The sequence below is a fragment of the Pedobacter insulae genome (assembly GCF_900113525.1).
Lineage (GTDB): Bacteria > Bacteroidota > Bacteroidia > Sphingobacteriales > Sphingobacteriaceae > Pedobacter > Pedobacter insulae.
This window is the reverse complement of the sequence record NZ_FOPP01000003.1, coordinates 1-15061: the sequence shown is the minus strand read 5'-3', so window position 1 is coordinate 15061 and position 15061 is coordinate 1. Positions and strand designations below refer to the sequence as shown.

Here is a 15061-nt window from a genome sequence, read left to right as displayed (position 1 = left end):
TAAATTAAGGTTTAACAATTTCCCCTTCCGGGGCTTCTTTCTGAAGAGCGATCACGTGTTTAAGCGTTTCACTCACAGACAATTTACTTAATTTTCGCAATAATTCCAACATAATTTCTGCATCTTCTAGGCTGATATGCGTGTCGTGTTCTGCCAGTATTCGCTGCGCTTTAACGGGTGTCAAGGTGAACTTTTCGTTCCTGTATTGTGGTAACATAGGCTTTCTGTTTATCCTGCAAACATGGGGCATCTGCAAATTTCTTTTACCCTAGTAGGTATAAATATTTTATCCTGATTATTTATTTATACCTACTAGGCATAAACTGATTTTTTGGCTTTTCACCTTTGAGCCGTAACAAAAAATCAATCTTATGAATTACGGTAAAGACCCAAAAGTAAAAGGCAGGAAATTTAATGGAACGCCTTACCTCAAATTAAAAAAGGTTCACGTTTCACCTAGGCGAACGATCAAGCAACGACTTCGAAATGCGATCGTCCTGGCAATTATCAAGGTGCCCGGAAAAGCTTTTGTCTAACTGATTTACCAACCGTTCATTCATCCATTATCCGATGTTCATTAGCAGTCGGTAAGGAGCTTTGTTTTGTAGCCCGCGTGGTCTAGGCAAAGATGTATTTTTGCATGCGCAAAAAATCTTTGCCGTCCTACAGGCCGGGGCATCACTCGGAACTCGTGCTGCTAAAAGCATCTAAAAAGTGTAGCTTATGTCTAGGAGAAAACTGGCCAACAGCGAAGATTTGCTGAGCCATAATATCATTATCCGCGTTCCGGAAAAGCTGTTTAAAAAGCTGGAGAAATTGCGAAGGGAAACACGTAGTCCCTCTATTGCCGAAGTCTGCCGGAAAATACTGACCAATCAAAAGATCAAACTGTATCAGGAAGATGCTTCGATGAATCCCACAATGGAAGAACTGGCGATGATCCGTAAGGAACTGAAATCCATTGGCATTAACATTAATCAGGTAACACGGAGTTTTAACGGATCGAAGGCACAGAACGAACGTAGCTATCTTGCTTTGCAGACCGCAGACCTGTACAAGCACGTTGACGGAAAAGTTGATAGGTTGCTAGTTATTGTTGCTCAACTCGCAGAGAAATGGTTGCAAAAATAAGTACAGGAAAGAGCCTCCGGGCCATGCTCTATTACAATGAGAACAAGATGGAAGATGGTGAAGCAAACCTGATATTGGCCAGCGGTTTTGCAGGAGACATTGAGCAAATGAACTTTAATCAAAAGCTCAACCGATTTAACTACCTCTTGCAACTCAAGCCGAACGTCAAGACCAATGCCCTGCACGTTTCCCTGAATTTTCATTCCAGCGAAACGCTCAGCAATTTGAAATTACAGCATATTGCAAGCAGGTATATGGACGAAATCGGATTTGGTGACCAGCCTTTTCTGGTCTACCGCCATCATGATGCCTCGCATACCCACGTACACATTGTTTCCACGAACATTACCCCGCAGGGCAAGCGCATTGACCTGCACGATATCGGGCGCAAATTGTCCGAGCCGGCAAGAAAAGCAATCGAAGAAGAGTTTAAACTGGTGAAGGCTGAAAGTAAGGAGGTCAAACACAATCCTGCAATAAAAAAGGTGGACTTGGAAAAGGCCAGGTATGGGCGACTACCGACCAAAAGGGCAATCAGCAATGTCATCACCGCGGTAACCAGAGATTACGCCTATACCTCACTGGCCGAGCTAAACGCGGCGCTAAGATCCTTTAACGTGGTAGCGCTTCGTGGAGAGGAACATACCGCCATGTTTGCTAAAAAAGGATTGATGTATTCGGTTCTCAATTGCGAGGGCCGGCCGGTCGGTGTTCCGGTGAAGGCCAGTTCATTTTATGTCAAACCCACGCTTCGTAACCTTGAACAAAAATTTGAGCAGAATAACACCAGGCGTAAGCAGCACAAGGAATACATTAAAGGCCGGATTGACGGCGTATTTCAATCCTTTAACGGGATTGCTCAAAGCAGGTTTGTAGCGGAGGTGAGAAAGCAGGGAATTGAAACACTGTTTCGGCAGAATGAGAACGGGCAGGTATTCGGGGTGACTTTCGTTGATCATAAAAACCATTGTGTGTTCAATGGTTCCGATCTGGGCAAGGCTTATAGTGCAAAAGGTTTGTCCGAACGTTTCGCTGATCAAACCAGGGATATTTCAACATTGGCAACCAGGCAGCATAGAATGGCTAGAAGGTTTGAGCCAAAACCCAACACGGCTAAACAAGCATCTACCGATAACACCCAATCGGCCAGCTTCCTTGAAATGGCTTTAGCGCAGACTAAACCGGATTATGGAACCGGGATGCCTAAACGCAGGAAAAAGAAAAAACAACAACAGCAGTTAACCTTATAAAAAAGACAACATGAATACAGGAGAAGATACGCAGGGCTTGCGTAAGATCATTGATTTTACCAGGCTATTGAGCCTGATGATATTGGCTGTCCACTTTTACATCAGTTGCTACCAGGCATTCGCAGCCTTTGATTTGACAGCATACCTTATCGATAAGATCATCGTAAATATTTCCAAGACCGGATTGTTTCGGGGCATGTGGCCGGCAAAGCTGGCCGCACTGCTGCTGCTGTGCATTTCACTGGTCGGCGCCAAAGGAAGAAAGGACGAGAAAATCCAAAAGAACAGCATAGTTGCCTACCTAACCTTCGGACTCGTGGTGTACCTGATCAGTCCCCTCATGTTTTACCTGCATGGTGACAAACTTATGGTGGCAGCAGGATACATAACATTGTCGCTTACCGGCTACCTGCTCATTCTTGCAGGAGGTACGCGGTTGTCAAGGCTGATAAAAAACGGTCTGGCGAAAGACGTATTCAATTCCGACAATGAGACTTTTCCGCAGGAAGAGCGCTTACTGGAAAATGAATATTCGGTTAACCTTCCGGCAAAGTACCGTCTAAAGGGCAAGACCAGGGACAGCTGGATCAATGTGATCAATCCCTTTAGGGGCTTACTGGTGGCCGGGACCCCTGGTGCTGGTAAATCCTATTTTGTGATCCGGCACATAATTGACCAGCATATCAAAAAGGGCTTTACGATGTTTTTGTATGACTTTAAGTATGATGATCTCTCGGTCATTGCGTACAATAAGCTTTTGCAGTACCGAGGCAGCTATAAAATCAGACCTTCATTTTACCTGATCAATTTTGACGACCTGAACCGGACGCACCGCTGTAATCCGCTTGATCCAGAGGGTATGGAAGATCTGACCGATGCCACGGAGGCCAGCCGAACGATCATGATGGGTTTGAACAGGGACTGGATCAAAAAGCAGGGCGATTTTTTTGTGGAGTCGCCGATCAACTTCTTAACGGCCATTATCTGGTACCTGAGAAAGTATGAGAATGGCAGGTATTGTACCTTGCCGCATGTCATTGAGCTGATGCAGGTAAATTATGACCATTTATTCGCCATATTGGAAATGCAGGAGGAAATCAGGGTGCTGATCAATCCCTTTATTTCGGCCTGGCAGAACAATGCGCAGGCGCAGCTGGAAGGTCAGATTGCCTCTGCAAAGATCGGATTGGCCAGGCTCGCTTCCCCGTCTTTGTATTATGTCCTTAGTGGAAATGATTTTACACTGGACATCAATAATCCCAAAGCCCCGAAGATCGTTTGTGTGGGTAACAATCCGCAGAAGCTGCAAACCTATGGCGCGGTACTTTCGCTTTATATTTCAAGGATGATCAAACTGGTCAACCGGAATGGAATGCAGAAAAGCAGTCTGGTGTTTGATGAGTTTCCCACGATCTATTTTAACAACATGGATAGCCTGATCGCTACGGCAAGAAGTAATAAGGTAGCCACCACTTTGGCGGTACAGGACTTTAGTCAATTGCGCAAAGATTATGGGAAAGAGCAGGCAGATGTAATTACCGGGATCGTAGGCAATGTGATCAGTGGTCAGGTGACAGGGGATACGGCAAAGCACCTGAGCGAAACGTTCGGTAAAATCATGCAGGATAAGGAAAGCCGGAGCATCAGCAGCTCGGACACTTCCATTTCCAAATCTACGCAAATGGATTTCGCCATACCGGGGAGTAAGATCGCTTCGCTGTCCTCGGGCGAGTTTGTCGGAATGGTGGCGGATAACCCGGAGCAAAAGATCGAACTGAAGATGTTCCATTCGGCCATTCAAAATGATCATGAGGCCTTGAAACGTGAAGAACAGCGTTATAAACCCATCCCTCAGATTGCTAAGGTTACCTCGCAGGACGTTGAAGAAAATTACGCCAAGATCAAAAAGGAAGTAGCGGAATTGGTGAAAGCAGGACTTGCGGAAATCAGCCAGAAAGCAGAAGCCAGGAAGAAACAAGCAGAAACAGCCACCACTAAAAAAACGAGAGAAATGAAACCTCGGGCAACTAGGAAACCCGTACAGAAAGGGAGAAAAGTAAAAGCCAAACCTGCTGATAATGAGCAGACCATTTCCATGTGAGGCAAGAACGGAATTAAAAGCGGAATCTTACAGTATGCAAATAATGTGTTAAATATTCTTTATTATTGGCCTTCTTTTTCGTATTTTTAAAGGAAGCGGATCATAAAAAAATGGCAATAAAACCCCTGGATAATGAAAAATTGCTGCTGGCAAAAATTGCCAAGGGGGATCAGCATGCCTTTTGCACCATTTTCGATTATTACCGCAAATATGTATATTCTTTTGGCCGTAAGCTTACCCATTCAGATGAACTGGCCGAGGAGATCGTACAGGATATTTTTTTAAAAATATGGTTTGGCCGGGAACGGCTGACCAGTCTGGAAAGTTTCGGTGCGTATTTGAACAGGCTGGTTCGCAACCACGCCTTCAACCTGATCAGACAGGAAGCCCAGGCAAGACGGGTGAACCAGGATATACGCCTTTCGGTTTCCGATCAGGATTTTGATACAGAAAACCTGCTGGATTACCGGGAGACGGTCAGGGTACTCAACCAAGCGCTTGACAAGTTGCCCGAGCAGCAGAAAATCGTTTACACCCTATGCCATACCGATGGCCTTAAATACGAGGAGGCTGCCGAGCGCATGAACGTTTCGCCCGCAACTGTACATTACCACATGAAGCTGGCTTTGGCTGCGATCAGGGAACATTTTGCAAAAAATTCCGTTGCTTATCCCGTTTTATTGGTCTGGATGTTAAAATAATTCACTCATTTACAGCCGATTGTGAATATTCTGCATTTTTCTATCCCATTTGACTACCCGAGGTTGCGGGTTTTGTGTCATTATTAGAAATCAAGGTTAAATTAACCTTAAGATTAAGCTAAATTTTGACACATGCAAAATACACATCCCCGGGTCTCAGAATTGTTTCATAAATATATGGATGGACAGTTGACCGAAGCCGAACGGCAGGAGTTTCTGGACTATGCCGAAGATCCTGGTTTTCACAAGGAGATCAATGACCTCTTAGGCGCGGCTTTTGAGAACCAGTCGGCGCTTAGCGATATGGATGAATTGGGCCGTCTTCGCCTGTTGGATAAAATATTCGACAAAGAACAAATAACTACTGAGCCTAAGAAAGTAAAAATGTGGCCACGAATTGGTATTGCAGCGGCGGTGGCGACCATCATCGTGTCTGCGGGTATCTGGTTCTACCAGGGAAATCAGCAAGATTCAACCGAGCAGGTTGCGGTGGCGAATGATGTGGCGCCGGGAAAACAGAGTGCAACACTGACTTTGGCCAATGGCAAAAAAATCAGGCTGACCGATGCGGTAAATGGAGAGCTGGCTAAAGAGGCTGGCGTAGTCATCACCAAATCTGCCGATGGACAATTGGTGTACGAAGTGTTGGCACAAAGTGACGCCTCCGATAAGATCAATGTTTTATCAACCGGTAACGGCGAGACCTATAAGGTGCGTTTGCCGGATGGGTCTGCCGTTTGGTTGAATGCGGCTTCCTCTTTAACATATCCGGCTTCTTTTGCAAAACTGAAAGACAGGCGTGTAGAACTTTCTGGTGAGGGTTATTTTGAAGTAGCTAAGGATAAAGCACATCCTTTTATTGTGAAAACTAGTAAGCAGGAAGTAGAGGTATTGGGTACACAGTTCAATATCAATAGTTATCAGGATGAAGCTGCTATAGCGACGACTTTGGTGGAAGGCAGTGTGAAGGTGAGTGCTGGCAACCGTGAACGCATGATTGTTCCGGGCGAACAGTTGAGTAACAACGGATCGGATTTTAGGGTGGCCAAGGTCAACCTGGACAATATCGTGGACTGGAAAGAGGGCGAATTCAATTTGCAGCGCTTGCCTTTCCGTGAGGCGATGCGCAAGATTGCCCGCTGGTATGACATCGAAGTGGTCTATGACGGCTCGGTACCGGAAAACATGATTTCGGGTGGCTGGATTTCAAGAGACGTGAAGCTTTCTGTAATACTCGACGGTATACAGCGATCAAAACAGGTTAAATTCAGGCTGGAAGGCAGAAAATTGTATGTATTAAAATAAAATCATCTCCTATGATAAATAAATATGAATTAACAGGGTATAAACTAAATCAAAGGAGATAAAAAGGCAACAGAGAGGAATCGATAAAAAAGCAAAACCAGAAGTGAAGCACCCCTGGTCTGCGTTTGGAGACAATTAAATAAATCAACTGTTTTACCGCAGTGTGCCGAACTTTTCGACGAGGACAGGCAAACTGCAAAACCAAACTAAACGAATGTATAAAAAATTTACCAAAAAACTAGGTATATCCCCTGGGCTATGCCATAAACTACTGCTTGTTATGCGATTAACCACCGTATTATTGATAGCATCCCTTGTTCAGGTTAGTGCGGCCACTTTTGGCCAGAACATTACCCTGAATGAGCAGAATGTAAGCCTGGAATCCCTGTTCAAAAAGATCAGGAAACAGAGCGGTTACAATTTCTATTTTGATGGCCGTGTGGTTACTCCGGAGCTGAAGGGCAGTATCAAGGTGACGAATGTTTCTATCGAGGAAGCGTTGAAGGATGTGATGGCTGGTCATCCGCTAAGCTATGAGATCAAAGATAAGCTGGTGATTATCAAACGGAAGGAGACTTCGATTTTGGAAAGTTTGATTTCTCGGTTTCAGGAGATTGATGTCACAGGTAAGGTTACGGATGAGTCTGGCGCACCACTGGCTGGAGCGAATATCAAAATAAAAGGCACTTCAAGAAGTACAGTTGCAGATGCTGAGGGGAAATTTACTTTAAAATCCGTTGCTGACGATGCCATTTTGGAAGTGAGCTTTATTGGGTATGAGAGTAAGGAGCTAAAGGCAGCTGGTGTGTTGAATATAAGCTTAAAGATGGGTACTGCAAAACTTGAAGAAGTAGCGGTTTTGAGTACTGGTTATCAAACTCTGCCAAAGGAGAGAGCTACAGGAAGTTTCGTACAATTAGGAGAGAAAGAACTGGAACGAAACGTAGGTTCGGATATCTATAGCCGTCTTAGAGGCATTACGCCAGGATTGTTGATTGACCAACGCAATACCGAAGGTAAAACTTACCTAAATATAAGAGGTACCAATACGATTTTTGCAAATGACCAACCTCTTATTGTGGTTGACAACTTCCCTTACAATGGTGATATCAGTACCATAAATCCTAATGATATACAAGATATTACTATTTTAAGAGATGCAGCGGCTGCATCCATTTGGGGCGTGCGGGCTGGAAACGGCGTGATTGTAATTAACACAAAGAAAGGTAAAACTAATAGTCCGTTGAATATGCACTTCAATTCAAATGTGACTGTTGGTGAAAAGCCAGATTTATTTTATCAACCGCTAATCTCGGTTGACGACATGATAAATGTGCAAAAAAGCCTCTTTCAAAAAGGATATTATGATCCAAGGATTAATAGTGATCTGAATCTCGCTTTAAGCCCTGTAGTCGCAATTTTAAATAGACAGCGTAAGGGTGAAATTACCGAGCAACAAGCGAACAGCCAGATAGATGCCTTAAGGGGACATGATGTAAGAAGTGATCTAGAAAAATATTTTTACCAGAAACCAGTTACTCAGCAATATGCGCTGAATTTTTCCGGAGGAGCAGAAAGGCACACTTATTTCGTGTCTGCGGGGTATGATAAAAACTTGCTATCTAAAGTTGGCAATGATGGAGATCGTCTTTCACTGAATATGAGCAATACTTTTAAAATAACGTCGAACTTATCATTAGACGCAAGGTTGGTTTACACAAAATCTAATAGTGTGATAAAAAATAATGAAAGTGATTTTTCTTTTAGTTTGGACAGATATACACGATTGACGGATGATAATGGCAATCCGGTGGCTATACCCTTTAACTATACGCCAGAGTTCCAGCAATTGATGCTTTCTAGGGGACTGTTAGATTGGACTTACAATCCCATTCAGGAATTAGGGCGTCAATCAAATACAATTGGCCAAGACAATCTCACTGCCGCATTTGGAGCTTCCTATAAGATATTTGATGGGCTAAGGGCAGACCTTAAATATCAATATGAATTGCAATCGAGTGATATAGTCAAACTTTTTCAAGAAGATTCTTACATTACACGAGATTTGGTTAACAAATATTCTGTGATAATTGGAAATATAGTGACCAAAAGAAACATTCCGCTTGGCGGAATACGTGATGCTTCTCAAAATGAATTAACGGGACATAATGGCAGGTTCCAGTTAAATTTTGACAAAATATATCGCAATAAACATCGTATTAATAGTCTTGGCGGTTTTGAAATTCGAGAAACAAGTGCTATTGGTTATTCAAGCAGACAATATGGATATAACGAGCAACATGGCAGTTTCATTCCTGTTGATTTTGTAGGTCTATATGCGCTTTATCCAAATAGTGGTTTTGGTAATATACCAAACGTTTACGGTATGAGCGGAACAGTTGACCGATATCGGTCTTATTTTGCAAACATGGCCTACACTTTCAACAATAAATATACCTTGTCTGCAAGCGGTAGAATTGACCAGTCCAATTTGTTTGGCGTAAGATCAAATCAGCGTTCAGCTCCCCTTTGGTCAGCAGGTCTGAAATGGAATGTCAAAGAAGACTTGTTTAAGAACGATAGATTAATATCAGCTTTTGATTTTAGAGCGACCTATGGCTATAACGGAAACGTAGATCAGAATACAACGGCATTTACGACAGCAAGATTTGCTCAAACCAGTTTTTCTCAATCATTTGCTGCCCGAATTATCAACCCTCCCAATCCTGATTTAAGATGGGAAAAGACTGCCACAACGAATCTAGGACTCGATTTTGGAATATTTGCAGATCGCGTGACTGGAAAAATTGAATATTATTCAAAAAAAGGAATTGATTTAATTGGCAACGGACCTCTAGATCCAACACTTGGTTTTCCTGTTTTTCGTGGAAATATTGCGAACATGAAAGGAAAAGGCTGGGACTTTGAATTGAATACAATTAATACTGAAGGAATGGTTAAATGGGAGACAAGCTTGTTTCTAAGTCAGATTACAGACAAGGTTACAGAGTATAAGCTTGATCCAATCATAACTTATATCTTATCTGATGCAAGTATCTCCCACAATTCTAATTTTTATGCCCCTGTCGTTGGTCGCCCACTTTTTGGGATGTACAGCCGTCCATATGCCGGTTTAAATCCTGCAACTGGATCTCCGCAATTTTTATATCAGGGAAAAGCTGTGGATTATAAGGATATCATGGGACTTGGACTCGAATATCTAACATATCACGGACGTGCTACACCAGAAATATTAGGTGGATTTAGAAATACGATAGAGTTCAAACGTATAAGCTTGTCTTTGAATTTGTTATACCGCGGAGGATATTATTTCCGTGAGAGGTCAATAAATTATAACCAGCTTTATTTAAATTATACGGGACATGCAGACTACGCAAAGAGATGGCGTCAACCTGGTGATGAGTTGATAACTAATGTGCCTTCGGAGATTTACCCTTCAGATGCTAACCGTGATGGTTATTACGCAACTTCATCCGTACTAGTAAAAAAAGCTGACAATATCCGCCTTCAGGATATTCGCATTTCTTATGATTTGCCGCAAAATATATTGAGCAGAGCAAAGCTTAAACAGATACAGCTTTACGGTTTTGTTAATAATGTGGGGATACTATGGAAGGCTGCCGACACCCCAATTGATCCTGATTCACCAGGGTCAAATCAACAGCGAACTTTCGCATTCGGAGCTAGTGTTAAATTTTAAGTTAAGCTAAAAAATGAAAAGATTATATATACTACTGATAGCAATCTCCATGATATTTTTCTCCTGTAAGAAAGATTGGTTGGAGAAAAAAAGAGATATTAAACTGATTGTACCTCAAACGCTAAATGATCTCAGGCTTTTGTTGAGTGACGACGATAACATCATGATGGATAATGTCAATCTGATGGAATTGTCAGGTGATGATTATTACGTTCCAAATACTATATTCTCGACACTTGAACCAATTGAAAGAAATTTGTACTTGTGGAGCAATACTGTTTATCCAGAGGATAGGTTGATCGAAGATTGGGATCTAGCCTATAAGCAAATAGCTTTGGCCAACATTGTGTTGGACCAGATTGCCAAAATTCCACCAACTTCAGCTCAACAATCAGAGTGGAACGATGTAAAAGGCTCGGCCCAATTTCTTCGTGCCAAGAGCATGTATTTTCTTGCACAGACTTTTTGCAAGCCATATTCCAATAATGCGAGTTCCGATCTAGGCATTGTCATCCGTAAGACAGCGGACATGGCTGAACCAGTGACTAGGGCTACTTTGCAAGAGACTTATGATCTGATTGACAACGATTTGATTTCGGCAAGTAGCCTGTTGACAGATTTACCAACTATGATAACCAGTCCTTCAAAGGTATCAGCTTTCGCCTTGCTAGCTAGAGTAAGCTTGGTAAGGGGGGATTTTCAAAATGCACTCAAGTATGCCAATTCCAGTTTAGCTCTAAAAAGTGATATACTGAACTTCAACACGCTCAATTTTGGAAGCTTTTTTGTAATGCCCGCACCTCAAAATAATCCTGAAATTCTTCAATACTCTATAGCAAGCCAAAGGAATCACCGTGCTTTTATTCTTGTCTACTCGCGTATGCAGAATGACGTATATAATCAATATGATAACAATGACTTACGCAAGACAGCTTGGTTTATGAATATGGGTTCTGGAGAAAATGGCACTAATGCTTACAAGGGAAGTTATTCTGCCAATATCGACCTCTTTACCGGCTTGTCTACTACAGAGGTTTTTTTAATTCGTGCCGAAGCAAATGCACGTTTGAACAATCCCTCGGCAGCACTTACAGATGTTAACAGAATTTTAGAGAAGCGGTTTAAAACTGGGACATTTACACCGATAGTAGCTCCTGACGCACAAGTATTGAGTATCGTATTGGCAGAACGTCAAAAGGAGCTTTTAAGACGAGGCTTGAGATGGTCTGATATAAGACGTCTTAGTCAGACCGCCGAAGCCCCAGGTTTCATTTCACGCAAGATAGATGGCGTTGAATATAAGTTGCTAAAAGGTGACACCCGCTATACATTGCCCATACCTAATTACATTATTCGTCAAAACGGCATCCCACAAAATCCGAGATAAAAGGCTGTATTTGCTATTAGACCCTTAGCCAAGGGATCAACACACAATTTTTAATTGCAGACCTATGGTTGAATCTAATCATGAGGCTACTTTGACACTTCATAGCAATTGAGTCTTACTATCTGTATTTACAAGCTAAAAAAACGGATGTTTACTACATTAATTAACAAAGCTTTAAAAATAAGGTTATTCAAACAAAATCCGATATCCAATGAAACAAAAATTGACATATATAACTGTCCTATTCCTTACTCTGTTATCATCTTTTAATATTTATGGCCAAGGTACCTCAAAACAGAAAGCCTTAAAGGAAACTACTGTAACCATTGAGCTGTTGTATCCAACAAAAGAACAGGTGACGTTAACAGTATCACCCATATTTAAATCGAAACTTAATAACGAGCAACAGGTTTTCACATTTAAGCCAGATAATGGAAAAATAAAATTGAGTGTCCTGCTAGATCAAGTGTCTAGCCTTGATATAAGCGTTGGAGGAGACTTATTTCCCACGTTGCGGCGTGGCTTAATTAACAGAGCTATATGGTTAGAGCCAGAAGATGATTTAACCATCTCGATTCCTAGCTCTAAATCAAACATAGATAATGGTTTTATCTTCAAAGGAAAAGGAAGCTCAAAGTCCACATTTATTAGAAAATACGGTGAGTTCCAAGAGCGCGCAATTGCGCCATTTAAAGTTTCCAATCCAACTCTCGACCAGTATGGTCGGTTCAAAAGCTATACTGATCAATTTGACCGGACCGAATATGATTTAAGATTGCTTCGTGCAATAGATAGCTTAGAGAAAGTTTTCCAAGGAAAAGTAAGTGAAAGGTTTGTCAAAGCTTTCAAAGCCCATTGTATTGGATTTATTCATTATGTTCCTTTTGGTAGCGGGAAGCAGCCTCTCGAAGATCCAAAGTATGTTAAACAAATTCGAAAGTTGGAGCAGTCGTTTCCTGCCGAAAAGATGGCGTCTTACCTTATTAATTTTAACAGTTGGGATAGCTTTTTCATCAATAGAGCTCTTGTCTCATACAGCTTGGACAGAGGCCTTAATGACAACTATATTTTATGGAAGGATTTTAACTTAGTTCCTTCTATTATATCCAATTACTATAAAACATCAAATTTCGCCAACCAATTAGTATACGGGTATTTTCGAAACCTAATCGGAATGAAAGGCATTTCCGATTCTCTTGTTTCAAGTGCAAATAAGTTTATAGCTGAAAGAGATCAAAATGACGATAATGTAAAGGAGCTTCAAAGTTTAATCAGTTCAGCCGCCATAAACCAAAAAACAGGAGCCAAGGCATTTCCGTTCTCGCTCAAAAACGAAAAGAAACAGACGGTCAATTTATCTGATTTTAAAGGGAAGGTGGTACTGTTGGATTTTATGTTTTTTGGATGTGGAGGGTGTGCAATGATGGTTCCGGCAATGGAAGAAGTTGAAAAGAATTTTGAGGGGAAAGATGTAGTTTTCATTTCCATATCGATTGATCCAGCATTTGAAAAGTTCAAAGAAGGAATAGGTAAGTTCAACTCTAAAGGAGGGGTGCACCTTTACACAAATGGTAAAGGGTATAATCATGAACTAATAAAACACTATGCCATAACTGGCTATCCAACATTAGTTTTAATCGACAGGGAGGGTAACCTAGTCAATGCCAATGCACCTAGAGCAGATGCACATCAAAAGGAATTGATTGCCATGATTGATAAAGCATTAGCTCAATAATTAAATTTTAGTTTAAGAAAAAATGAAATGTATGAATATCTTTTTAACATTAGCAATTTTGGGCTTGAGTATTTCGGTCAATGCCCAAAAAGTAAATTTTACAGGCGAGTACAAGTTGAATAAACTGAAAAGCGAGTTGGGTGGAAATCCAGAATTTATCCTGTCTAAGTCATATACCGTTAAACAGAATGATGCCCAAATAATTATTTCAAAAATTAACTTGGATTCAAAGTTGGCCGAAAAACCTATTGCTACCGACTCTATACAATTAATTGGGGAAACCTACATCCGAAGATTGCCAGAAATAGCTGGAGCAAAGGTTCATTCAAAGGCTAAGTGGATCGATAGTGGTAACTTGGAAATAACACAAGAGGTGAAAGATAGAAGTGATGTTGTTATTGTTACGGTAATAGAAAAGTGGTCCTTAGAATCAGATGGGAAGAGTTTGAAGGTGGTGAAATGCTTAAAACAAGGAACCCACGTCCATTATGATATGGTAGGTTATTATGATAAATTATAAGAAAAATGAAAAGGATATTTATAACACTAATAGGTCTACTCTTTTTTGGTGTGGCCTCTGCCCAGCTTCAAAAGCCCGTGACTTGGAGCTATGCGGCAAAACGAGTAAACACTAAAGAAGCGATAGTATATTTTAAAGCGACGATAGACAAAAGCTGGCATATATATTCCACTATGCAACCCGAGGGCGGCCCAATGAAAACAAGTTTCAGTTTTGAACCGAGCAAGGACTTTATGCTTCTAGGTAAGGTTACTGAGCCCAAGCCTGTTCGTAAGTTCGAAAAGGTGTTTGATATGGATGTGCTCTATTTTTCCAACTCGGTAGTGTTTTCCCAAAGGGTGAAGGTTATTGGCAAGAATGCAGTGGTGAAAGGCGAACTCGAGTTTATGGTGTGTACAAATAGTGAGTGTTTGCCGCCCGAAGAAATCTCTTTTAGCATTCCAATAAAGTAGTACTGGTTGACATGAAAATTTTAGGTTATTTGAATAAAAGTCAGCCATTGCTTTGTCTTTTGTGGTTTTGCCAAGCTACTTGTTCGGTGAGTAGCCCGATCAGTAGGTTTTCTGATAAGGGTAACTTGGAAGTTCATGCGGTGATGGATCGGGAAGTTTTGGTGGATGAATTTGCTACTTCCCCTGTGTTGCGTGACCTTGAACCTTCTGGACACTTTGTCTATTCGGTCAGGTTTAGCAAGATGGATCGGCATTTGGCTTTTGAGTTGAAAGGGCGTTTGTTGGCGTTGGGTGCTAGAGAGGTGCGGATTATGGAGTTGGAATGATAAGTTGATGAAGATTAATTATGCATTAGGTTAAATTAGTTAATAGTGATAAGGGTATGGTTTCATGGATATGGCCTGCCCTTTTGTGCGCCAGGCATGGGTATGCGCTATAGGGTGAAAGTCCCGAATACGCCTTTACAGTAGGAAGTATTAGCCAAGAGCAAGGGTGTCGTGGGCGACTGCGAATCTGAAGGAAGCTGGCGGCAAAAGTTTGGACCGACGGACAGGAACTGCATACCAAGGCGGTGCCACATGGGCGATGTTGCAAAAGAAACAAAAGCCCCATACTGTACGAAATGTGGATACGTAGATGCAGCGGTTAGATGAACGGAAAGCGAATGATCCTTACCCTGGGAGATCTGTAAGTATGGCTGGTAGAACGGCCAAACCACGGCAGCGATGTCACTGGGTATCTACAGAAGTCAGCAGAGG

The 15061-nt window shown here is 41.8% G+C and carries 12 protein-coding genes; 11 read left to right on the top strand and 1 reads right to left on the bottom strand.

Annotated elements, in window-relative coordinates; all coding sequences use genetic code 11:
* Positions 1-4 precede the first annotated feature (4 nt).
* Positions 5-217 (bottom strand): hypothetical protein, encoded by a 213-nt coding sequence (locus BM207_RS05310; protein ID WP_143095922.1) that lies wholly within the window; start codon positions 215-217, stop codon positions 5-7.
* 506 nt (positions 218-723) lie between these two features.
* On the opposite strand from BM207_RS05310, the gene BM207_RS05305 reads away from it, so the two are divergent.
* From BM207_RS05305 to BM207_RS05255, 11 genes are all read left to right on the top strand, one after another.
* Positions 724-1131: a mobilization protein gene (locus BM207_RS05305; protein ID WP_090992545.1), complete on the top strand. Its 408-nt coding sequence runs from the start codon at positions 724-726 to the stop codon at positions 1129-1131.
* Positions 1116-2381, top strand: a complete 1266-nt coding sequence (locus BM207_RS05300) for a relaxase/mobilization nuclease domain-containing protein (RefSeq protein WP_090992544.1) — start codon at positions 1116-1118, stop codon at positions 2379-2381. The genes BM207_RS05305 and BM207_RS05300 overlap by 16 nt, the downstream gene beginning before the upstream one ends.
* A 10-nt stretch (positions 2382-2391) precedes the next feature.
* Positions 2392-4482: a conjugal transfer protein MobC gene (mobC, locus tag BM207_RS05295; RefSeq protein WP_090992543.1), complete on the top strand. Its 2091-nt coding sequence runs from the start codon at positions 2392-2394 to the stop codon at positions 4480-4482.
* A gap of 65 nt (positions 4483-4547) precedes the next feature.
* Entirely contained in the window at positions 4548-5183 is a 636-nt protein-coding gene (locus BM207_RS05290) for an RNA polymerase sigma-70 factor (RefSeq protein WP_245768035.1), read from the top strand.
* Positions 5184-5315: 132 nt separating this feature from the next.
* Positions 5316-6488: a FecR domain-containing protein gene (locus tag BM207_RS05285; RefSeq protein WP_090992542.1), complete on the top strand. Its 1173-nt coding sequence runs from the start codon at positions 5316-5318 to the stop codon at positions 6486-6488.
* Positions 6489-6789: 301 nt separating this feature from the next.
* Positions 6790-10209: a SusC/RagA family TonB-linked outer membrane protein gene (locus tag BM207_RS05280; protein ID WP_218155024.1), complete on the top strand. Its 3420-nt coding sequence runs from the start codon at positions 6790-6792 to the stop codon at positions 10207-10209.
* Between the two features lie 13 nt (positions 10210-10222).
* On the top strand, positions 10223-11596 hold the full coding sequence (locus tag BM207_RS05275) for a RagB/SusD family nutrient uptake outer membrane protein (RefSeq protein ID WP_090992540.1): 1374 nt from the start codon (positions 10223-10225) through the stop codon (positions 11594-11596).
* Positions 11597-11807: 211 nt separating this feature from the next.
* Positions 11808-13331, top strand: a complete 1524-nt coding sequence (locus BM207_RS05270) for a TlpA family protein disulfide reductase (protein WP_090992539.1) — start codon at positions 11808-11810, stop codon at positions 13329-13331.
* A gap of 31 nt (positions 13332-13362) precedes the next feature.
* Positions 13363-13851, top strand: a complete 489-nt coding sequence (locus BM207_RS05265; RefSeq protein WP_090992538.1) for a hypothetical protein — start codon at positions 13363-13365, stop codon at positions 13849-13851.
* Between the two features lie 5 nt (positions 13852-13856).
* Positions 13857-14303 (top strand): protein-disulfide reductase DsbD domain-containing protein, encoded by a 447-nt coding sequence (locus tag BM207_RS05260; RefSeq protein ID WP_090992537.1) that lies wholly within the window; start codon positions 13857-13859, stop codon positions 14301-14303.
* Between the two features lie 86 nt (positions 14304-14389).
* Positions 14390-14629, top strand: a complete 240-nt coding sequence (locus tag BM207_RS05255) for a hypothetical protein (protein WP_143095920.1) — start codon at positions 14390-14392, stop codon at positions 14627-14629.
* The last annotated feature ends 432 nt before the right edge of the window (positions 14630-15061 follow it).

What these genes read in the sequence shown, in the direction of transcription:
- BM207_RS05310 (WP_143095922.1), bottom strand. Translation starts at nt 217, where the DNA reads ATGTTACCACAATACAGGAACGAAAAGTTCACCTTGACACCCGTTAAA.
- BM207_RS05305 (WP_090992545.1), top strand. Translation starts at nt 724, where the DNA reads ATGTCTAGGAGAAAACTGGCCAACAGCGAAGATTTGCTGAGCCATAAT.
- BM207_RS05300 (WP_090992544.1), top strand. Translation starts at nt 1,116, where the DNA reads ATGGTTGCAAAAATAAGTACAGGAAAGAGCCTCCGGGCCATGCTCTAT.
- mobC (WP_090992543.1), top strand. Translation starts at nt 2,392, where the DNA reads ATGAATACAGGAGAAGATACGCAGGGCTTGCGTAAGATCATTGATTTT.
- BM207_RS05285 (WP_090992542.1), top strand. Translation starts at nt 5,316, where the DNA reads ATGCAAAATACACATCCCCGGGTCTCAGAATTGTTTCATAAATATATG.
- BM207_RS05275 (WP_090992540.1), top strand. Translation starts at nt 10,223, where the DNA reads ATGAAAAGATTATATATACTACTGATAGCAATCTCCATGATATTTTTC.
- BM207_RS05270 (WP_090992539.1), top strand. Translation starts at nt 11,808, where the DNA reads ATGAAACAAAAATTGACATATATAACTGTCCTATTCCTTACTCTGTTA.
- BM207_RS05265 (WP_090992538.1), top strand. Translation starts at nt 13,363, where the DNA reads ATGAATATCTTTTTAACATTAGCAATTTTGGGCTTGAGTATTTCGGTC.
- BM207_RS05260 (WP_090992537.1), top strand. Translation starts at nt 13,857, where the DNA reads ATGAAAAGGATATTTATAACACTAATAGGTCTACTCTTTTTTGGTGTG.